Here is a 21747-nt window from a genome sequence, read left to right on the forward strand (position 1 = left end):
TTAATTAAAATGTTAAGTTCATACCGAATGTATAAATAGCAGAGATTGGGTAGATATTATTATCAATTCCCATCTGTACTCTGTCTGTATTTGTAATCTCTGGTGAGAACCCGTTATACTTGAAGCTTGTCCAAGGGTTTTGGGCACTTACATATAATCTCAGCTTGGTTAGTGATAAAGATTGTGCAAGAGATTTCGGTAAGTTATAACCCACCTGAACATTTCTTAATCTGATGTAGCTGCCGTCTTCTACATAGAAACTGTTTGGCAAAATGATGGATTGGTTAGAGGTAATCATTGCATTGGTATTAGAAGTACCTGCTCCATGCCATCTGTTATTATACATATCCAGATCCCAGGTTTCGTTTCCAAAACGCTGCTCACGGTTATAGTTGTATATTTTGTTACCGAATACGCCTTGGAAATCAACAGCGATATCAAAATCATACACATTAAAATTAACTCCAAAACCATAAGTTCCTTTAGGAATCGGGTTTCCTAAGAACGTCTTATCTCTTGAGTCAATAGTTCCGTTACCATCCTGATCTGCAAATTTGAACCAACCTGCTTTTGCTCCCGGCTGTCCTGAAGCAGCTGCTTCTGCATCGGTCTGGAAAACACCAGCCACCTGATATCCGTAGTAAGAACCTACTGCCTGACCACTTTGTAATCTAACAATAGAATTTCCAAATAAACTAGCTCCTGTTTCTAAATAAGATCCACCATATACGGATGTGATTTCATTTTTAAGCGATGTAAAATTACCATATATTCCAAAAGTAACATTTTCACTTAATTTAGTATTGTAATTAACGGAAAGTTCAAAACCTTTATTTTTAAAAGAGTAAGCGTTTGTTACGAAATTGTTCCAGTTACTTGCTCCTGATACCGTTCCCTGGTTTACACCATACACAACATTTTTGGAATCTTTATCATAATAAGCCGCATCAATTTTAAGCTTATTATTGAATAAAGCCATTTCCAACCCTACATCTTTACCGGTTGTTGTTTCCCAACCAATATTTGGATCAATAAATTTATCAATAGTCTGCGCAGGATAACCTGAATTGCCAAAATATGCTCCACCTCCTATAATAGTTGTATTGGCCGTATATCCTCTTCCTACATTAGGATTTCCTAATTCACCATAACTTGCTCTTAGTTTTAATAAATTAAAAACATTCTGCTCACTCATAAAGTCTTCTTTAGAGATTACCCAACCTGCACTAATTGCCGGGAAGGTTTTGGATCTATCAACATTAATCTGTGAGCTGGCATCTCTACGTATAGAAGCATTTACTAAATATTTCCCTTTGTAATCATAGTTAATTCTTCCAAAGAAAGATTCAATTCTTTGTTGATCCTGGAAAACTCCGGAAACAACAGCATCATCTCTATCTACACCTTCCACATGAACAATGTCTGTTCCGTTGGCAATATTTAAAGATCCGTTTGTTCCGTCATAACTAACATTCTTAGCAGCCCAGTAGTCTTGTGACAAAGAAGTTCTTGTTCTGGAAAACCCTGCAAGAATATCAAAATGATGATTACCAAAACTTTTCTTCCAGTTAATTGTATTATCCCAAACGTAATTTCTATTTCTAAAATTTCTTGTAATCAATGAAGATGCTACCTGGCTGGAAACAGGAACATAATTAAGTGTAGGCGTATACTCATATTGGCTAGGGCTGTAATTATCACTAGAATAACTGATTCTGAAAGTAAAGTCTTTCAGGAATTTTAATTCTCCCCAGATGTTATTAAGCAATCTCTCCTGCCTTACCTGTGAACGATATAGATCTAGTCTTGCTCTTGGGTTTGGTATAGAATATCCGTTGAAAAACTGATAATCACCAGTAGCAGGATTCATTACAGAAAATATAGGAGGAGCATTATATGCATTTAATAAAGGATTTTGTGCTACATCAGTACGCATCTTGGAAAAACTGAAGTTATCTCCAATAGTAATGTTATCTGTAATTTTATAGCTAAGATTTAATTTGGTATTAAATCTGTTAAAACCGCTTCCAGAATTAATTCCCTGGCCCGCTGCAAGGTTACCTTCATCCTGAAGATATCCTACACTGCCATAATAATTAAGTTTTCCTATGCTTCCGGTTGCCGAAAAATCATTAGAATTAATGATGCTTGTACGGAAAATCTCATTGTACCAATTGGTATCTGCAGGGAAATTAGCCCTTGAAATTGATCCTGTAGGGTCTCCGTTGTTATCATTAAGCAGCTTCTCATTGTAAAGCTCAATGTATTGATCAGAATTAACCATTTTAGGAATATTGGTTACCTTTTTAATTCCTAAATATGAATTTACGTTAAAAACAGGTTTTCCTTTTCCGGATTTGGTCTTGATAATCACAGCACCATTGGCAGCCTGCGCTCCAAAAATAGCTAAACTTGACGGATCTTTCAGGACACTCATAGATTCAATATCCTGAGGATTAAGGAAAGAGATATCAGTTGTTATCATACCATCTACAATAAAAACAGTATTTCCTGATAAGGAACCAACTCCTCTGATGTCTACTCGCGGAGATCCACCAGGAGTACCTGTATTGGTGATGTTTACCCCTGCAAGCTTACCCTGTATAGAGCTTACCGGGTTAGCATTCGGTTTATCAGCAAGATCTTTTGCAGAAACCATTCCGATACTTCCGGTAACGTTTTCTTTTTTCTGAGCCCCATATCCAATCAAAACTACCTCTTCGATCTTCTGCTCTTTGGCAGCAGTATCTTTTGGAGTAGTCTGAGCATTGACGTTCATACCGAAGTACAGAGCCGCAATGAGACATGAGTACTTTAAATTACTTTGTTTCATATAGTTTCAATTTTATTCAAATAAATTCAAATTTGTACCTGTCTCTAAAAGTGGAGTTATTTAAAATCTCAAAAAAAGACATTAACCAAAAATATAAAAAATATCGAACAATGTTAAATTATCTTAAACATTTAACTATTATCATTTTTTATTATAAAAAAATCAACAAGTATTCAATTTTTATAATTTTATATTCAAAATAATTATCAATTATCCATCATTTTATTAATCATAAATTAACATTTTTAGTATAAAAAATCACCAAATCCGGCTCTGGATTTAATATTTTGTTAAATAGAGAATAGTAATTACCTTTGGTGCAGTTTTTGAGAAAAAGCATTTAGAAATAAATAATAAAAAATCAATGAAAAAATATATCATTGCAGCCGCTCTTATAATAGGAACCGGTGCTGTTATTACCACCAGTGTACAATCATGTACCACATTGGCCACATCAGACATGGGGCTTTCTATTATTAAAAGAATTCTGCTGAATGGTATTGATAAAGGAATGGGTATCTACGGAAACAAGGAAGCCTTTCTTCAGAATAATATGGTTGACAAGGCACTTCCAAAAGAGTTAAGAGACATCAATTCTATGTTGGAAAAGGTAGCGCCGTCATTGGTTGCTAAAGAAAGGGATTATATTGCACAGGCCGCAGCTTATACGGTAAATACATCAAAACCTATTCTGGAAGGCGCTGTCAACAGCCTGAATGCTCAGGATGTAACCAGAATCATGCAGGGAACTACCGCTACACAGGTTCTGAAAGAAAAAACATCCCAACAGCTTATTGCAGCAATCGCTCCCAAAGTGGATGAGAAACTGAATGAATACGGGATTGTAAAAACGATCAACTCCGCATTGTCAGGAAGCAATTTTCTGGGCAGCCTTTTAGGAGGAAATAAAAATACTGTCAATTCCGGAGGATTGAGCCAGCTGGCTTCTGAACAACTGGTAAACGGGCTATTCAATATCATTGAAGATTACGAGCATCAGAACTCTAAATCTCTCCTGGGGCCATTTGGAAAATAGGAAAAATTTCGTTATATTTATATTATATTATAATTGCAGATGGATATATTACAAGGAAATCAACACGCAAATCCTGAAGATTTTTACAAGTCTTTGAAGGATAAACTGGAGGGTCATCATGATTTTCCGGAGGATTATTTATTTAAATTTATTATTCCTACAGACCAGTCAAAGCTTACTGAAATATACAGAGTTTTTGACGGCATTAAATTTACACTGGGAAACCGCGAAAGTAAAAATGGAAAATACACTGCCTGCAATATCAATGCATTTGTTTTAGATGCAGATCAGGTTGTGAATATTTATAAAGAAGTAGCAAAAATAGAAGGCGTTATTCTATTGTAAAAACAGAAACCGTTTCATAGTAATGAAACGGTTTTTTTATTGTAAAACGTAAATAAAAACACTATGAACATCCAGTTGATCCTATTTAATATTATTTTAATCACCTCTGCAACAAGTTGTGTTCACAAAAATAACAGTGACAACAGCACAACGAATATCACCAATGCAGTACAGCAGCAAAAAATTGAACAGATTCAGTTAGCGGAAAGAACGAGAGGGTTCAGTAAAAGTATTGTCTTTACTCCTTCATTAAAAACCACAAATACAAACGAAGAGATCGTCAACGCTAAGATATCTTCTGCCGAATGGAAAGCCGTTTCCAGACTTGCTGAAACCCTTGACTTGTCTAAAATATCAGATCTTAAATCTCCTACTACAGGCAGACATTCTGATCGAGCTATGGCTGCTTCTATTATTATTACATCCAACGGAAAAGAGTATACTTCTTCAAGTTTTGATTCCGGACACCCGCCAAAAGAGCTGGAAGCTTTATATAATGCGATAAACGGAGCTGAGAAAGCCAAAAACCAATAAAATAAAAATCCGCTCTTTTACAGAACGGATTTTTTATTTATATACTTATTATTTTTCAATAAAGTATTTTACATTTTCAATGGGTCTTCCCAACATGGCGACTGAGCCTTTTACCAGAATTGGTCTTTGTATCAGAGAAGGGTTTTCTGAGAGAATTTTCAGCCATTCTTCTTCCGAATAATTTTTGTCTGCGTACTTCTCAATATAAAGCTTATCTGTTTTTCGGATGATATGAAAAACACTTTGGTTAAGCTTTTTCAACACGGTTCTGATCTCAAGAATACTTAGTGGATCTTCAACAATATTAATGATCTCAAAAGACACTCCGTTTTCGTCAAGATACTCCAGTACAGCATTTGATTTTGAACAGTTCCCGTTATGTAAAACTTTAACTATCATGATATAAGTATTCAAAAAATTAAAACTTCTTTTAACAAATTTACCAAGAATTACCTTGAGTATGTCTTAATGTACTGATAAAAATATGTTAAAACAAGCCATGTAATTCTGCCTCAATTTTCTCCAGTATAAATCCGAAATCTTCCGGTTTTTCTACAAAATCAAGATCATCTACTTCTACAATCAGAAGCTTTCCTTCAGTATAGTTAGAAATCCATTTGTCATATTTCTGATTCAGTTTTGAAAGATATTCAATGCTGATAGAAGCTTCGTATTCACGGCCTCTTTTATAGATTTTTTTAACGAGATTAGGGACATCTGACTTCAGATAGATCAGCAGGTCAGGAGCTGATACAAAAGACTTCATCAGATCAAAAACCGATGAATAATTATTGAAATCTCTGTCTGAAAGAAGATTCATATCATTTAAGTTTTCTGCAAAAATATGAGCATCTTCGTAAATGGTACGATCCTGAATGATGTTTTTACCACTTTCTCTGATCTCTTTTACCTGACGGAATCTGCTTCCCAGAAAATAAACCTGCAGTGCGAAACTCCACTTGCTCATATCTGAATAAAAATCCTCAAGATAAGGGTTATGATCTACGTCTTCAAATTGTGCATCCCATCCGTAATGCTTGGAAAGCATTGTCGTCAACGTTGTTTTCCCTGCTCCAATGTTTCCTGTAACCGCAATATGCATATTCTTTTTCCTTGTATTTACTGATTAATTGATAAGCTTTTCGATTCCCTCAGTCTGAACTTTAGAAGTGTCTTCAAGCAATTTCTGCAGCGTATTGTCTGAAGGCTTCTCATCTTTATTCTCAATGGGTTTTTCTTCAGTTTTTTCTACTGGTTTTTCTGTAGATTGCTGTAGAGATTCCGGCTGAGCTTCAAGCTGTTTCTGCTGTTTGGCTTTCTTTACTTTTTCAAGGCTGTAAAGATAGAGTTTGTTCCCCTTGATTTCAAAATAAGAAAGGATGTTTTTATCCACAATTTGCGCCTCCGGATCTTCAAAAATCGTCACCATTCCTTTTTCAGGAACGTATTGTGAAATGAAATTACTGGCCACAACCAGAATTGCGTCATTCTCTCTTCTAAAGCGTTTTCCGTTTTCTAAAGGGGCTTCAAAAAGTTTTTCAAATTTCAGGCTGTAAATCCTGATATGTTTTCTTGTTAAAATATAGACTTTATTTTCGTAGACCAGCATATCCATCATATCTTCAAAACTGATATCAAACGGATAAGAATTGATCGTAGTATCGTTTCTGAAATTGTACTGTATCAGACGTTTTGTACTGTCATCCAAAAGCCATAGCTGCTGCAGATCTTCGGCATAAGCCATTCTGATGAAACCAAATTTCTGCTTAAAATCAAGCCTTTGAATTTCATTCATATTCTGATCTACAAACTTCATTTCCTGAGCATTTTCAGAGAACAAAGGTACATTGAGGGGGTTTTGTACATTCTGCACTTTGTAAGGAACAGTAAGCATCATTTTCCCGATCTGCTTTCCTAACGAGTCGTATTTGGTAAAACTAAAATCTTTGTTTTTATAGATATACAGATTTCCGTAGTCATCGGCAAGCATATCTTTAGCTTCCTTCAATTTTAAAGTATCTAAAGGGAGAATATTCTGCGCAGAAAATGTACAGAAAGCAAAAGTCAATATCAGATATAGTAATCTCAAAATTCTTTTTTACTAAAGATAGCGCTCCTCATGGAACGCTACCAATTTACATACTTTATTTTATTCAGATAGAAATTGTTATTAAACTTTTGTTATTTAATTACAACTTCATAAATCTTCGGCCAGTTCTTCCCTGTTACCAGCATATTATCGCCTTTGAAAGCAATTCCGTTCAATACATCATCACTTCCTTTTGTGTTCTGTTTGGCAATTTCTGTGAAATCAAAAGTTCCCACAACTTCACCGTTGGCAGGATTAATTTTTAAAATTATCGGTTTCTGCCATACATTGGCATAGATAAATCCATTGTGATATTCTAGCTCATTCAATTGATCATAAGCCTGAGCGCTACCGGCAACAGCGATATATTTAATCAGTTTTGAAGGGTTATTGACATCAAGGAAATACAACAGTTTACTTCCGTCAGAAGCAATCAGGTTTTTCCCGTCATACGTAAGTCCCCAACCTTCACCTAATACATTTGGATAAGCAAATTCTGAAAGCAGTTTTAAAGAGTTCTTATCATAGATATACCCTTTTTTGCTCTGCCATGTCAGCTGATAAACTTTATCTCCTACAATAGTACTTCCTTCAGAAAAGTCTTCTTGAGCCTGTTTGGTAGAAGCAAGCGGCGTTGTAGTTCCCAATGTATATTTTAAAATCTGGGAAGCTCCGTTCTGACCGTCACTTTCATAGATGGTATTTCCTTCCACCTGGAAACCTTGTACAAAGTTTTTAGGATCGTGAGGATATTCTGCTACTATCTGGTAAGGAATATTTTTTTCAGGATTTTTTGCAAATACATTAATGGTAGCATCCTGATTCAATACTTCTCCTCCTTTTGTTTTAATGTTGAATGTAACAGCATTATCACCTAATGTGAAAAATTTAGGATCAACGGTTAAATCTGTTGTTTCTTTATCTCCAAAGCTGATGGTTACACTTTCTGCATTTTCCGTTACTTCTTTCGGAAGCTCTAGCTTATCTCCGAAATGGTATCCTTTCGTCTCCATTGAATTATTATAAGTATTCAGTGTATCAAGAATTTCTTTATTCTTGTTACAAGATGCCAGTAATAAAATCGCTGCGAAACCCGCTATTATATTTTTTTTCATTGAATTTCTAAATATTTCCCCAAAAATAGCAAATTTTATTCCGTATTGCCAATATTATCTATGGGTTCTCCAAATTGTAATATATAACCGTTATTATCATAGACTGCAAATTCCCTCATTCCCCACTCAAAAGATTCAATTTCATAGCATATTTTAGCCTTTGTTTTAAGGTCTTCCCAAAACTCATCCACCTTATTTACATTAAAATAAAATGAGCCGGAAAAACCTATTGAAGTTTTTGTTTCATGCTGATTAGGCTGAGAAAGCATGATGTATATTTCATCTTTACGAAGGGAAGCCCATTCCCAGTCATCATTTCTATCTATCAAGGTAAAACCGAGAACACGCATATAAAATCCTATGGTCTCATCAAGATTTTCTGTCCAGAGAATAGGACGAAGTGCAGTAAATTGTGTCATGATTCCTGTAATTCAAAGGTATTTCTATGGATTTTCATATTCAGGGAAATCCAAGTTTCTGTATCAATCGTTGCTTCACTCTTAACTTCAGGGTCAAAAGCAAAACCTACTTTCCGGTAACATTCAATAGCTCCGGTATTCCAATCATAAACATTCAGTTCTGCAGTTTCTTTATCAAAGTGACTGAAACCATATTTCAGAAGTTCCTGCATTACCTTCTTTCCGTAGCCTTTTCCTCTGTTGTTCTCATCCCAGATCAGAATTCTACCCAACAGAAATGTTTTCTCCTTTAAAAAAATCTGAGCATGGCCAATTATTGTTCCTGTTTGATCTGCAATGGTAAACAGGGTTCTGTTTTTATCAGACAGGTCAGTTTCCAACTGTTCTGCTGTAAGAGGAAAGCGGTATACAGGTCCGGCAAACTGAAGAAGCATTCTTTCATCTTCTATCTTTGAAATCAGCAGTGGTGCATCCTGAATGGTAAAGGGATGTAATGTAATCATGGTCTACTTTTCTAAATATTCTTTTAAACTCTGTCCCAAAATAGTGTTCCAGCCTTCTGTAAAATTTTCTCTTGAAAAACCCTCTCCTAAATCTTTGAAGTTTTCAATTCCTTCATGAGTCAGCTTTACAAGAGTCTGCCCGTCCGCTGGAAATAATTCCCATGTGACAACAGTCTTTTGTGCTGAAAAATCAGGATACGACCACGTATGTTTCAGTTTCTGGTGAGGTATTATTTCTAAAATCTCACCCTGATGATGGTATTTATTTTCTCCTCCGGGTTCGTAGAAATTAAATTCTTCACCTATTTCTAATTTAAAATCCTGGATATCAAAATACCAGGATTTCATTTCATTTTTATCGGTCAATGCATTCCATACTTTTTCAGCCGGAGCATTTATTTTGTATTGCACAGTGATGGGTGTACTCATATTATGGATTTAATATGTTTAAATGTACACATTTTGTCCGTAATATTTAACCACAAAAGTCACAAAAATTTTATCTCTTAATGGTTTAAAACCTAAGTTTATACTCCTGAAAAGCACACTTAAATCATTAAAATCTAACGATTTTCATTTTATTATCTTTTCACCATTCGAGCTTCTTCATTCAATATTCTTTTGTGACTTTTGTGGTTCTTTTTTTATTATCCGTGTGAAAATCCGGTGATCTTTGCTTCATCAAAATCCAATTGCATTTCAATGGTTCTCATCACATGATCGTCAAATATTTTTTCTCTTTTCATTCTGTGCAGTTCATTTCTCTGAGCCTGAATGATCTGTCGAAGGACATCTTTGTTTTCATTAATGGCTGATACATAATCTCCTGTGGAAGCCATACATTGGGCTTTGTCTGCCATCAGCATCATTTCATTTTCCAGCTTATGTTTTTGATGACGCACTAAGCTGTTTGTGACTGCCAGTTCGGAAAAGTCATTATCCAGTTTGTGTAATGCGGTTTCTTTCAGCTTACGCATAAGAATCACTTCCTGTTTTTCTTCAGGCAGTTCACTTCCGGCATCCTGAATATTCAATAATTTCAGTATTGGACTTAGCAATAACCCCTGTCCTACCAGAGTAATTAATATAATAACAAAAGTTACAAATAAAATAATGTTCCGGTGTGGAAATGCTTCTCCGTTTGGTAAGAAGGCAGGAATTGACAATGCTGCAGCCAGTGAAACGACTCCTCTCATCGCCGCAAAACTGATGATGAATGGTTCCCGCCAATCCGGTTTGGGAACTTTTAATCTTAATTCTTTGGAACAGACTCTTGGGAAATACATCAATGCATAACTGTACAGAATTCTTGTCCCGATAATTGCTCCTCCAATTACTACACTGTAGAAAATTCCCTCAGAAATAGTGTATTCTTTCATTCCTTCCACTACAATGGGAAGTTCAAGACCAATCAGGATAAAAATGATTGTATTCATCAGGAATATCAGAACACTCCACACGTTCCCGGACTGTATCCTTGAGGTGTGGCTCAAATAACAGTGTGAATTGTAAGACATCAGTAATCCTCCGGCCACTACTGCCAGCACTCCTGAAAAATGGAAATGCTCCGCTCCCACATACATAATGTAAGGTACAATAAGGGTAATAATGGTATCAATATTAGAATTGGTAGGAATTATTCTAAGCAATGCTCCAAATAAAAAGCCTACCGCTACTCCCACAGCAATTCCTCCGATCGCCATTGTAAAGAAATCCTGAACAGCATCCCTCCAGATAAACTGTCCTGAAATAACCGCTGCAAGGGCAAATTTAAATACAATTAAACTGGATGCATCATTGATAAGACTTTCTCCTTCCAGAATATTGGTAATTTTTTTAGGAATTTTCATATGTTTCAGCACCGAAGTGGCTGCTACCGCATCCGGTGGAGAATTTACCCCTCCCAGCAAAAATCCCATTGCTACCGTAAGCCCCGGAATAATTGAAGAAGAAAGATAAGCCACCACGATGGATGTTAAAAATACCAATCCGAAAGCCATTGAAAATATTTGTTTTCTCCATTTATGAAAGTCCTGCCATGAAGTAAACCAAGCCGCTTCAAACAGAATAGGCGGCAGGAAAATAAGGAAAACAAGATCAGGTTCTATTTCTATACGCGGCATTCCCGGCACAAAGCTAATCAGCAACCCTGCAATCACAAGAAAAATCGGGTAAGCGACTTTTAGTTTTTGGCCGATCATTACCAATATCATCACAGACAGCAGTACTGCAATGGATATTATAACATAGCTGTGAATCATTTTTAAGTTGTTTTTTTAAGTGTTATTTTTTTGATTAAAAATTTTCTGATTTTATGGAAAATATCTTAATCTTTTAATTTAAAATTAGAGTACAATATTATTCTTTGGGGTAATGGCTGGCGGAAGATCAGATTCGTCCAGCATATCTCTCATATCAATTTCTATGGTACGACTGATCTGAGTAATAGGAACATCGTTAGGACTTCCTTCAAATGGGTTTACAGAGGCTTCTCCTACGCTATCTAATGTATGGAAGCACCATGTCACCAATAAAGAAAACGGAATATTAAACCATATTGTCCATCCTTCTACTATTGTTCCGTCTCCTAATTTATCAAGTTCTTTCAATAATCCGAAAGGCACAAAAAGAATGAATAAAAGCAAAAGATAAGTGGTGATTGAGGAGAAGTTTCTTGGATAGGGAAAGTTTTTAATTCTTTCTGCTTTACCCTGATTATCGGTAAATTTCACCAACTGCTGATTGATTTGCGTCCATTGAAAATCATTAAGTTCTCCTTTTTCGTAAACTTCAGACAAAGCTTTACTCTGGCTGGCCATCAATTGCGTTGCTCTGTTCTTTTTGCCTAAAATATATTGAAGCTCTGGCTCGGACAGGTATTTTTTCAATTCGTCATCCAGCTTAGAAAGCCTTTCCGGGATATCATACTTCCTGGAATATTCATCAAACTGGGCTGTACCCATATTTTCCCATGCTCTTGGCTCACGAAGCTGGAATCTTAATGCGGTAAGCCATGCATAATGACGAAGAAACATTTCTTTTACTTTACCTGCATCTTTGGAAAGCAGTGCATCTCTCAGAATATACCCGAAACTACGGCTGTCATTAATGATAGCTCCATAAATCTGTCTTGCTTCCCAAAGTCTGCTATAGCTGGCATTGTTTTTAAATCCTACAATAAAAGCAACTGCAGTTCCCATTATGGCAATTGGCTGCCACGGAACTGAGAGAAATTTCCAGCCTAGAAAGTACAGAACTGTGGGAATAGCTGATAATACAACAAGAGCATAAATACTCCGTCTGGTCCAGGTAATGAACTCACGGGCTCCAAATCTTTTTCCTGAATGCATAGGTGTTTATTTTTTGTGTTTATTATTTTTATTTTTCAAATAATGATCTTCATCAAGCATTCAGCAGCGGTTACGATTAGTTTTTGGTAAATGGAATATTATTATAAAAACCAATCTGAATCTGTCCGCGATTTCTGTTTTCCTGAATCTGATTCATATAACCTGCTTCAATCCTCATATTTTTATTAATGACATATCCTAAAGCTCCATAGACTCTGTTTCTGTCGAAAACCGGACTGTTGAAGTGCAGGAAAATCTCATTGTATACTGATGCATAAAGGGTTTTCGGCAGCAATTCTTTTTGAGTAATCGGAATATTTACCCCCAGCATATAACGAAACCTCATCCTGAAATCATCTTCCAGAAAACGTTCTTCCAAACGGTAGCGGTGCTGAAGGTAAAAACGTCCAAATTTCTGCTTGGTAATATACTGCTGGAAAATTCGGTGTTCTATATTTTCCTTTTTCTCCCCGTTTACATAAGGCTGGCTCAGAATGAAACCATATCCCAATAAAACATTGTTATTATTTTCTGTAAGATCATAGCCAATCCCTGTACGGATCAGTAACTGTTCCAGATCTCCAACCGCATCAAAATTACGGTACTGAATCTCATTATGCCAGTTCAGTTTCTTGCTGATCTTGTTATTTCCAAAATACATATACCATGCTCCCAGATCATTTTTTTGAGCAAATGTCAAAATGGATCCCAAACCTAATACTGTGAATGCCAACTTCGTAAAAACCTTTCTCATGCTTATCAATTACTATTATCTATCGTTTTTAACAAAATTAATATTTTAAATCAATAATAGCAAGTAATATTTAATACCATGATTTAAAGAGAGATGAATCAAATGGTTTTATTTCTCGAAACTAGCTTGGAACCTGTTCTGTCAATACATCCGTTTCATTTTGATCAAAATAAGTACAAGTCATGGCATTAAGGTCCATCTTCCAGCCTTTGACTCCGTTTTCCGCACAGTCATTACAGAAAGTCATATAGTCTGTTCCTCCCTGTTGGTGAAGTTTGAGTCTCTGTTTAAAGTTTTCAAGGTTTAAGCTTTTTGAAACAGTAAGTGGATTATATTTACTTCCTGTCTGGACAGACTGATTTTCCAGGTCAAAATATTGTGTATTTCCATCAGAAACGTATGTTGTATAATGAGAAACGCCTAACTTTTTTACAGCCTGAATATAAGCTGGGAAATCGGCTCCGCTTTTCACTTTCTGATGTTCGGTTTTAATGTCTTCAATTGTAAATTTCATTTTTTATGTTTTTTATGTTTATTAAGAAAAATCTTCCGTCATGTTGTGATCTCTGATGTTTTCTTTCATCAAATTTAAAAATTTTTGGGATGCAAATATAGAGCAAATAAAAAACCGGCAATGTGATTGCCGGTAAGTTCTAACTATATTTCAAATACAAAATATTAATGTTATGGATGTTGCTGCATTTTAGCAGGATCATCATAGTTTACCATCCAGTTGATTCCGAATTTATCGCTAAACATTCCGAAATAAGCCCCCCAGAAAGTATCTGCCATCGGCATTGTTACTTGTCCTCCAGCAGAAAGACCTCCGAATAATTTGTCTGCTTCTTCTTTAGATTCTGCATTCACAGAAATAGAGAAATTGTTCCCTGCTTTGAAATTGGAAGACCACTCTCCTCCTGTATCGCTTCCCATTAAAATTGTTTCTTTAGAAATCGGAAGTGAAACATGCATAATTTTGTCTTTGTCTTCCTCAGGAGTTTCTTTTCCTTCCATTGGAGGCATTTCTCCAAAAGTTCCGATGTACGGATATTCTCCACCGAAAACAGATTTATAGAAATCGAATGCTTCTTTGCAATTTCCGTTGAATGTCAGGTAAACGTTTACTGTTGCCATAATTGTCTTGTTTTTTTAAGTTTAGTTTTAATTTGTATATTATTAAGGTTTTTCAGATAAAGCTTTTAATCTTGAAAGTCCTTTCTGATAGTCTTTTCCAACAGCATCTTCCATATTCATAAATAGTTTCATCAAAGTAAACGGATAAGGAATCTGTGATGTAAATCCCCAGGTCGCTTTGCTTCCGTTTCCTTCCGGAACTACTTTTACATAAGCGTTTGCTTCACTTTCATAGGGCGTAAGAAATTTAATTTCCGTATCGATTCTTTTATCTGCTTCATCTATCTTTTTCAATTCCTGGCAACCTTTTCCTGCATTTTTATTTTTACTGTCCCAGCAAACTTTTTCTCCTGGCTGTCCGGTTGTACCTGTCCAGTCTTTTTTCATATTAGGATCAAGATCATTCCATGGGCTCCATTGATCCATCGCTTTGAGGGTATTGGTATTTTGCCATACTTTTTCTACGGGTGCATTGATAGAAATTGTTTTTTCATATTTGCAATCTCCTGAAATAAAAGCAGCCACAACTAATAAAATGATTAGTAATGCGACTAAAAGTAAAATAATTCTTTTAAATGTTCTCATCATGAATGTTTTTATAATTTTTATCTGTGTTGATCTATAAGAATCATATTTCCATCGGGATCTTTCAGGTAAATATGTTCTGGGCCTGAAGTTGTCTCATCAGCTTCTTTGCCAATTTCAACTCCACTTTCTTTTAATCTTTTCTGAATTTCACGCACATCTTCAAAGGATTCAAGATTCTGTGCATTTTCATCCCATCCCGGATTGAAAGTAAGCATATTTCCGTCAAACATAGCCTGAAAAAGTCCTATCAAAGTAGAACCGTTTTTCATGATCAGGTAGTTACTTTCTATAGTTCCTGCCATAGTTGTAAAGCCCAGTTTCTCATAAAAGTCCCTGGATTTCTGAAGGTCTTTTACACTTAAGCTGATTGAAAATGCTCCTAATTTCATATTTTTTTTGTTTTTAAAGCGAGTTTATGTCCTACGAAAACCAATCCCCAAACGAGGATTCCTAAAATCCAGAACCAGATTGGAGTAGGTAAAGATACCATCATATAAATGGTCATCAGTAGAAAAATGATTCCACAGATTATGGCGGCAGTAGGTTTTCCGTTATTAGAAATTTTTGAGGCTGTAAATCCGGAAACAACGGCTGCTAAAGCATATGCCAGAATAATAAAAAACAGAGCCATAAAAGGAGCATCAGTAATATACACTTTCAGGGCTTCCATATCTCCTGCTGCAGCTTCTGCGGGAGGAGGATACAGATAATGTCCTGTTTTTTCTACCACTGTAATACAGATAGAACCCACAATAAGCCCCACCACCACAGCTAATATACTTCTCAGCATGATTATTGGTTTTTTAAATGGGTTTTAAACGCTATCGTTCCGTCATAGCTTTTCCAGTCTCCTATAAGCTCAATATACTGTCCTTCAATTTTTTCTGTTTTCTTATTCCATTTAAAATTATAGACAAATTTACCCTTAAAAAGCCCTGAATGTTTTCCTTTATTCTCTTCTGCAAGTTCATATTCCCCAAACACAGTACCCTGCTTCCTGGAATCTTTATATTTTGAAATGGTAATTTTACCTTCAAATTTTGTGTAGTTGGTATCTACAAGGGAATATCCTGAAACAAAATATTCCTGATCATTCTTTTTATTCTGCTCAGAAATATTGATCTTCAGTTTCAGTTCCTGACCTTTGTTTCCAATAGTTCCCAGATAAGGTTTACTGTTATTCAGCCAGGTATTTGAAATATCCGGCATCTGCCCCAATACAAAATTGGCCGCCAGAAGGAAGAGTAATAAAAGTTTTTTCATGCAGTGAGTTTTAAACGCCAAATTGTGACAGATGGTGGTTCAGATGTTTGGCAAACATATTGTTCCACTCCTGCGCTTTTAGTTTTCCGAAAGAAAAAGATTCTTTCCCATCAAAAGCGTCTGCCCCCAATTGCTGTGTTTTTTGAATAAAACCAATCAGTCTTGTTTTTTCTTCGTGAAAGTTTTTTCTGGTTGTCACCAAAAACTGTGGAGCCGTAGGAGAATCTCTTGGATATGCTTTCTCTCCTACTACTTTAGGTTTCACAAAGGTTTTTAATATAAATTTTGCAATAGATCCCGGTTTTTTATGTTTTTCCGGCTCATATATCATTTCATAGGTTATACAGCAGTGTGCCAGCATCTGATCTACCGTCATTTTTCCCCATAAACCATGGGTGTCTTCCACCAGTTTATTTATCCTATCAATATAATTTTGAGCATCTTTTGCATCAAATACATTTTCCATATAATTTCTATTTTACCAAAGACAAATATATCAGTTTTTTTGTTTGATTTTATAGTTGGCTGAAAAAATTGGAAGTTGCTGGTTACTGGTTGCTGGTGTGCGATTATGTGTAGGAATAATACGAGGTGCGGGATTCGGGATGCGGGATGCGAGGTGGGGGGTTTTGGGGTTGCGAGTTTGGGATTAAGCGTAGGGATTAAGGCTGAAGGAATATGGGGTGCAGGATTTTTAGTTTGGATACTGATTATGTCTGACTTATTTTTTGATCATGGTACTTTGAATTATGGCAAGTAAATACCGGCAACAAAATAATTGGTACAATCCACCAGCAACTGATAAACGACAACTAGCACATAACAACTAAGCAACCAGCAACAAAAAACTACTCAACATCCTCCGAAGAAGCGTTCTCCACTGCAATTTCCTGTGGCGCTGCTTTTTTGAAAATAAACCAAAGCTTGATCTTTAAAGCAATCCAGCCTATAACAGCGTATACCACTAAAAGAATACTTAAATGTTTCAGGTAAGGAAATGTAAGTTCTACCGAACCTTTTTGAATTAATAAAATCTTGAAAGCCTGTAAAAAGGGTGTTAATGGAATAATATTGGCGATAAACTGAACGAAAGCCGGCATCGCACTCAAAGGCCATGTGAAACCACTGATGATGAAAGCCGGTGAAGCAATTACCATAAGGATTTGTGTAGCTTTCAATGCATCAGGAATCAGGATACTGATAAATACTCCTAAAAATGAAACTGATCCTACAAAGACCGCTGTCAGGAGAATAAAATTAAATATTCCTTCAGGCATCGGAACATGGAAAATCATATGCATAAAGTAATAAATACCTACAATAAGAATAGAAAATACCCAGATAGGAATTACTTTGATAAGCATGGTTGGGAAGGCCCATTTTTTCATTTTCAAGTATTCTTTCACAAAAGATCCTCTTTCAAATTCAGCAGCAAAGCTTACAGCCATAGCCAATAGGATCACCTGCTGTAATACTACTGCCAGCATTGCCGGCCACATGAAGATCAGGTAGTTTCCGGTAGTATTGAAAAGGGTAATATAATTGGCTTTGAAAGGTTCATATTGTGTCACAGCCTTTGCTGCAGGCATTCCTGCTTTCTGAAGAGCTTTTATGGATGCTCCGGCAGAGAACGTCCCTATGGTCAGCTGAAGGGCTTTGGAAGCAAAATTTGCTGTTAAAACATTTCCGGTATTGATATAAACATTCAGTTCGGGATATTTTTTCTGAAGCATATCTCCTTCAAATCTTGAGGGAATAATCACCACAGCGGCTGCTTCATGCCTGATCACCTCATCTTTGATGCTCAGAGGTTCCTGCAGGTATCTGATAATTTTGATGCTTTTATTATCATCCAGCATTTCCGTCAATTGGTTGGACAAAGGAGTATTGTCTCTATCTACCACCAATACAGGAGTATTTTCAACTTTTCCGCTTTTGTAGACAAATCCCAGCAAGGTTGCATAGAAGACCGGTGCCAAAAAGAACACCGTCCTTAAGGTAGAATTGCCGATAAAAAGTTTGAACTCACGTTTTAAAAGACGGAAAAATTCTTTCATCTGTATATTTTTATATTTTGAAGAATGAAAGTCGATAGAACCTCCATCCGTTCTTTTCAATTTATTTCAGAATTACGTTGGCATTGACTAAAATACTTTTAGCCTTATTCATGTCTTTGGGCTTTACTTTGATCTCATAGATTGCATCCTGCAACTGGTAATCAGGGTAAGCCGTTGTAATATCCGCATACTTTGTCAGCTGTTTGATGTATACAATATTTCCGGTGAGAGTTTCTTTATTGTAAACGATCTGCATGGTAACCTCCTGCCCTTTTTTATATTTTGAAATAGCACTTTCCGGAATCGTAAACCTGAAATAAGTACTTTCCGGGATATATCCGTTGAATAGGGCAAAACCTGCTGTTGCAAGCTCTCCGGTGTTTAAACTGATGGTTTCTATTTCCATATCATTGGTGGCAATGATGTATCTTTCGGAATATGCTACATTGGCTTCCTGTAAAGCTCCTTTGGCCTGTGATGCCTGTCCTGCCGCCATTTCTATTTTTTCAAAACGGGTTCCTCTGTTGACGTCATCCAGCTCTGCCACTACCGCATCATATTGTGCTTTTGCCCCCTGTAATTTTGCATAAATTTCGTCATGAGCCTGCGGAGACATTAAACTGTCACGGAACATATTGTTTGCTCTTTTGTAAGATTTCTGGGCAAATTCATATTGTTCTTTTAAGCCTTTATATTTGGCCTGAAGCTGTCTCAACTGATCCGATGTAGCTCCGTTTTTTGCCATTTGCTCCTGAGCGGAAGCTGCATTTACTGCGCCCTGCGCCTGTGCTATTTTTGCAGACACTTCTGGTACATCAAGCTGAGCTAAGGTATCTCCTTTTTTTACCGTCTGACCTTCGGAAACATATATTTTTAAGATCCTTCCGGTAACTTTAGGAGCAAAAGAGATCACATCCTTTTTAGTTTTTCCTTCAGGTTCTTTGATTTTTTCATTTTTTTTGTCACAGCTCCCCAATAAAAACAGAGCAGCGAAGAGTATAGATATATTTTTATGCATTATTTAAATTTTTAAGGGATTAAATAAAATTTGGTGATATCCAGTTCCTGGGTAGATCTCATCAGTTCTATTCCCGCTCTTCTCTGGTTGAAAATGGCATTCTGATATTCCAGCTCCGAAGCTTCAAAATCATTTTCTGCATCAATAAGCTGAGAAGATTTGCTCATTCCGTACCGGAATTCTTTTTCTGCCTGTACAAGTGCATTTTTCGCCAGTTCTTTTTCTTTGGCCTTTAAGGTAATCTGTGCGGAAGCAATATCATAATTGGTTTGGTTATTCGCCAGATTCAGGGTCAGTTTTTTCAAGGCATCTTCTTTCTGGTTCTGCAATACTTCTTTTCCGACTTTAGCTGTTTCTTCAGCGTGTTTTCCTTCTTTACCGTCAAAAATTTCCCATTTAAAACCTACTCCTGCGGTGATTAATGGAAATACGTTGATATTATTGGGTCTCCAATCCAGTTTTTTCCCTTCATATCCAAGTATTGGAACTGCCGGAATCACATTTTCTGAAGATTTGATTCTGTTTCCGTACAAGCCTATATAATATGCGGAAGCCATCAGCTGTACTTTAGGAATCATCCATGTTCTTTCGGCTTTTATTTTATAGTCTGCAGCGCTTATACCGTGTTCTAATGCACGGATTTCAGCTCTCTGTTCTATTCCTTTTTCTGCCGCAAGCAATTCTACGGGAGATAATACCGGATCAATCATTCTGAGCCTCTCTCTGCTGATTCCTGTTAAAATATAAAGCTGAGTAAGAAGCAGTTCCTTTTTCCCTTCATATTCTACCATTTTTGCATCTAAGGTGGCCTGAGCCAGTTCAATTTTCTTATGATCATAAGGAGTAATCAAACCATAACCAAGGGCTTTATCTGCTGTTTTTCTATTGATATCAAGCCTTTTTTTACTTTCATCCAGTACTTTTTTAGACTGATGAATCAAAGCCAGCTGATCATATGCTCTGGAAATGCTGGCAATCACCTCATCTTTTGTTTTCTCCAGCAGGATATCTTCTGATTTCTTTTTTTCTTCAACCGCTTTCTTCATGTACTTCACCTTCCCTCCTGAATACAGAAGCATTTTGGCATCTGCCTTGGCAATACCTGAAAATCCTGATACATTGAAATTATTGTTGAAAGCTCCTTCCGGAATATTGATAAAGGGAGCGAGATTGAACTCCGGTGACGTAAGTCTTGCTGTTCCGTTGAGATAGCCGGCTTTACCGCTCAATTCCAAAGTAGGAAGAAAGATATCTTTCAGTTTGTGTTCGTCAAGATCGGTAAGTTTGTTTTGGGTCACCTGCATTTTGAGGTTCGAGTCCCGAACCATAGCACTATCCAGAAGTTCTTTAAAATCCGGCGCAGACTGTGCCCAGCCAAAAGCGGGGAAAGCAAAAAAACTAAACGTAAAAATCAATAAATTGTTTTTCATGGTTTATGTTTACAACAAATATAATGCAAAAAAAAGTAAAATCCTTCAAGATAATTCTACAATATGGTGAATTTAAAGTAAGTTTAAAATATGTTTAAGTTTAAAAGCTTATAAAATAAAGTTTTGCCCAAACCGTTTAAATGTTAATTAAAAACTAAAAAACTTTGAAAAAATATTTAACTCTACTTTTTTCACCATAATTTTAAAGCAATTTCATCCGAAAATAAAAGGATTTAAAAGTACTCGACCGGAAAAACAAATTTTCGTATTTTATTCTTAGATTTGAAATTTAGATTCTTGCGGAGTGACAAACTGAGTGGATAAATTTTGGGGAATAACAAAAACGGCAAGATTTCCGAGAAATAGTATTCTATAGGAAATGGGTGATAAAAGATCAAAATTCTATCGGCTTTAGCCAAAAAACTATATTACAACGCAATGTCCGCAAAGTATTATGAATAGTTCGCAAGGGCGTTCTATTTAGCAAAGACAATGAGTGAAATCACTTAATAGGAATTGACTTTTTATTTATTCTAGATTTTGGAAGCTGGATTCCTACGGAATGACAAACGAAACGTTCAATTAATTCCAATTTGATACTGTATAAAAAAACGAAAACTCCTCACATCACTGTGAGGAGTTCTCTGTATAATTATAATAAGCTGATTTATCTTTGAACTGCTTTTTTCATTGCAACATCCGGGCGTAAAACTCTGTAACGAACTTCGATATCTTTCGGTACATAAAATACCAATGGAAGTTTACTGTTATATCTTACGGTTTCAGGCTTTAGAGTAATAAACTTTTTAGTTTGTTTCTGCCCAGGGCATCCCATAAGAGTTCCTGCTGTTTCTCCTTTTGATTCTACTTCATAATAATTGTATCCCCATCCCTGAAGATCCTGAGTTTTCATTTCTCCCATCAGGAAGTAGTTGTTACAGTCTACCATTTTTTCAGTTCCTACAAAAAGTTCAACTTTTAAATCGTTTTCGTTTTTTGCTACGGGAAGCTGAATATATACTTGCTTATATCCTTCTTTAGCTTTTGGGAACATTTCAATCTGTAGTTTTTCAAACTTTTCTGCTTTCTTTTGCGCGAAAGCATTTACTCCTGCCATCAATACCAATCCTGTAATTAAAGTTTTAGTAAATTTCATCTTTATAATTTTTTAATTTATATTTAACTAATTCCAAAAACCATTCCAAAATTAAACAATTGTTTGATTTTTCGATTTAATTCTATTTTTGGGTACAATCTTTCAAAAAAAACTGCAGTACTT

At 36.0% G+C, this 21747-nt stretch carries 25 protein-coding genes; 3 read left to right on the plus strand and 22 right to left on the minus strand.

The genetic code is table 11. The features are described from left to right. Positions 1-4 precede the first annotated feature (4 nt). Entirely contained in the window at positions 5-2833 is a 2829-nt protein-coding gene (locus FW780_RS06110) for a SusC/RagA family TonB-linked outer membrane protein (RefSeq protein ID WP_149832681.1), read from the minus strand. 364 nt (positions 2834-3197) lie between these two features. Between FW780_RS06110 and FW780_RS06115 the strand changes: the two genes are divergently transcribed. From FW780_RS06115 to FW780_RS06125, 3 genes are all read left to right on the plus strand, one after another. Further along, positions 3198-3869 carry a DUF4197 family protein gene (locus FW780_RS06115; RefSeq protein ID WP_077416375.1) on the plus strand — a complete coding sequence of 224 codons (672 nt, stop codon included), beginning with the start codon at positions 3198-3200 and terminating at the stop codon, positions 3867-3869. 39 nt (positions 3870-3908) lie between these two features. Further along, positions 3909-4214: a DUF493 family protein gene (locus FW780_RS06120; protein ID WP_047378055.1), complete on the plus strand. Its 306-nt coding sequence runs from the start codon at positions 3909-3911 to the stop codon at positions 4212-4214. A gap of 63 nt (positions 4215-4277) precedes the next feature. Further along, entirely contained in the window at positions 4278-4748 is a 471-nt protein-coding gene (locus FW780_RS06125; protein WP_149832682.1) for a hypothetical protein, read from the plus strand. Positions 4749-4796: 48 nt separating this feature from the next. On the opposite strand, the gene FW780_RS06130 is transcribed toward FW780_RS06125, so the two are convergent. From FW780_RS06130 to eco, 21 genes are all read right to left on the minus strand, one after another. Continuing rightward, complete coding sequence (locus FW780_RS06130; RefSeq protein WP_149832683.1) at positions 4797-5147, minus strand: ArsC/Spx/MgsR family protein; 351 nt, start codon at positions 5145-5147, stop codon at positions 4797-4799. 88 nt (positions 5148-5235) lie between these two features. Next, entirely contained in the window at positions 5236-5850 is a 615-nt protein-coding gene (locus FW780_RS06135) for a deoxynucleoside kinase (protein ID WP_149832684.1), read from the minus strand. Positions 5851-5874: 24 nt separating this feature from the next. Next, complete coding sequence (locus tag FW780_RS06140) at positions 5875-6837, minus strand: hypothetical protein (protein ID WP_241676854.1); 963 nt, start codon at positions 6835-6837, stop codon at positions 5875-5877. Positions 6838-6929: 92 nt separating this feature from the next. Beyond that, positions 6930-7952, minus strand: coding sequence for a glutaminyl-peptide cyclotransferase (locus FW780_RS06145; RefSeq protein ID WP_149832685.1), 1023 nt, complete (start codon positions 7950-7952; stop codon positions 6930-6932). A 35-nt stretch (positions 7953-7987) separates the two neighbouring features. After that, positions 7988-8371: a VOC family protein gene (locus tag FW780_RS06150; protein ID WP_149832686.1), complete on the minus strand. Its 384-nt coding sequence runs from the start codon at positions 8369-8371 to the stop codon at positions 7988-7990. Beyond that, positions 8368-8874 (minus strand): GNAT family N-acetyltransferase, encoded by a 507-nt coding sequence (locus FW780_RS06155; RefSeq protein WP_149832687.1) that lies wholly within the window; start codon positions 8872-8874, stop codon positions 8368-8370. The genes FW780_RS06150 and FW780_RS06155 overlap by 4 nt, the downstream gene beginning before the upstream one ends. Before the next feature lie 3 nt (positions 8875-8877). Further along, positions 8878-9303 carry an SRPBCC family protein gene (locus FW780_RS06160; RefSeq protein WP_149832688.1) on the minus strand — a complete coding sequence of 142 codons (426 nt, stop codon included), beginning with the start codon at positions 9301-9303 and terminating at the stop codon, positions 8878-8880. A gap of 218 nt (positions 9304-9521) precedes the next feature. Further along, complete coding sequence (locus FW780_RS06165; RefSeq protein WP_047378062.1) at positions 9522-11135, minus strand: Na+/H+ antiporter; 1614 nt, start codon at positions 11133-11135, stop codon at positions 9522-9524. A gap of 84 nt (positions 11136-11219) precedes the next feature. Then, positions 11220-12224, minus strand: coding sequence for a bestrophin family protein (locus FW780_RS06170; RefSeq protein WP_149832689.1), 1005 nt, complete (start codon positions 12222-12224; stop codon positions 11220-11222). A 76-nt stretch (positions 12225-12300) separates the two neighbouring features. Continuing rightward, positions 12301-12978, minus strand: a complete 678-nt coding sequence (locus tag FW780_RS06175) for a DUF2490 domain-containing protein (RefSeq protein ID WP_149832690.1) — start codon at positions 12976-12978, stop codon at positions 12301-12303. 121 nt (positions 12979-13099) lie between these two features. After that, positions 13100-13492 carry a DUF1398 domain-containing protein gene (locus FW780_RS06180; protein ID WP_149832691.1) on the minus strand — a complete coding sequence of 131 codons (393 nt, stop codon included), beginning with the start codon at positions 13490-13492 and terminating at the stop codon, positions 13100-13102. A gap of 170 nt (positions 13493-13662) precedes the next feature. Beyond that, positions 13663-14112, minus strand: coding sequence for a VOC family protein (locus FW780_RS06185; RefSeq protein WP_149832692.1), 450 nt, complete (start codon positions 14110-14112; stop codon positions 13663-13665). A 42-nt stretch (positions 14113-14154) separates the two neighbouring features. Continuing rightward, positions 14155-14700: an SRPBCC family protein gene (locus FW780_RS06190; protein WP_241676855.1), complete on the minus strand. Its 546-nt coding sequence runs from the start codon at positions 14698-14700 to the stop codon at positions 14155-14157. 17 nt (positions 14701-14717) lie between these two features. Beyond that, complete coding sequence (locus FW780_RS06195) at positions 14718-15089, minus strand: VOC family protein (RefSeq protein ID WP_149832693.1); 372 nt, start codon at positions 15087-15089, stop codon at positions 14718-14720. Further along, entirely contained in the window at positions 15086-15490 is a 405-nt protein-coding gene (locus FW780_RS06200) for a hypothetical protein (RefSeq protein ID WP_149832694.1), read from the minus strand. The genes FW780_RS06195 and FW780_RS06200 overlap by 4 nt, the downstream gene beginning before the upstream one ends. A gap of 2 nt (positions 15491-15492) precedes the next feature. Beyond that, the gene (locus FW780_RS06205; protein WP_149832695.1) at positions 15493-15963 is read right to left on the minus strand and encodes a hypothetical protein; all 471 of its coding nucleotides are present in this window, start codon (positions 15961-15963) and stop codon (positions 15493-15495) included. 10 nt (positions 15964-15973) lie between these two features. Beyond that, entirely contained in the window at positions 15974-16429 is a 456-nt protein-coding gene (locus FW780_RS06210) for a DUF1569 domain-containing protein (protein ID WP_149832696.1), read from the minus strand. A gap of 382 nt (positions 16430-16811) precedes the next feature. Beyond that, positions 16812-18080: an ABC transporter permease gene (locus FW780_RS06215; RefSeq protein WP_241676856.1), complete on the minus strand. Its 1269-nt coding sequence runs from the start codon at positions 18078-18080 to the stop codon at positions 16812-16814. Position 18081: 1 nt separating this feature from the next. Beyond that, positions 18082-19038 (minus strand): HlyD family secretion protein, encoded by a 957-nt coding sequence (locus FW780_RS06220; protein WP_149832697.1) that lies wholly within the window; start codon positions 19036-19038, stop codon positions 18082-18084. A gap of 11 nt (positions 19039-19049) precedes the next feature. Then, complete coding sequence (locus FW780_RS06225) at positions 19050-20468, minus strand: TolC family protein (RefSeq protein WP_149832698.1); 1419 nt, start codon at positions 20466-20468, stop codon at positions 19050-19052. A gap of 667 nt (positions 20469-21135) precedes the next feature. After that, positions 21136-21624 carry a serine protease inhibitor ecotin gene (eco, locus tag FW780_RS06230; protein ID WP_149832699.1) on the minus strand — a complete coding sequence of 163 codons (489 nt, stop codon included), beginning with the start codon at positions 21622-21624 and terminating at the stop codon, positions 21136-21138. Positions 21625-21747: the final 123 nt, after the last annotated feature.

Origin of the sequence: Chryseobacterium sediminis (genome assembly GCF_008386505.1) — a bacterium.
GTDB lineage: Bacteria > Bacteroidota > Bacteroidia > Flavobacteriales > Weeksellaceae > Chryseobacterium > Chryseobacterium sediminis.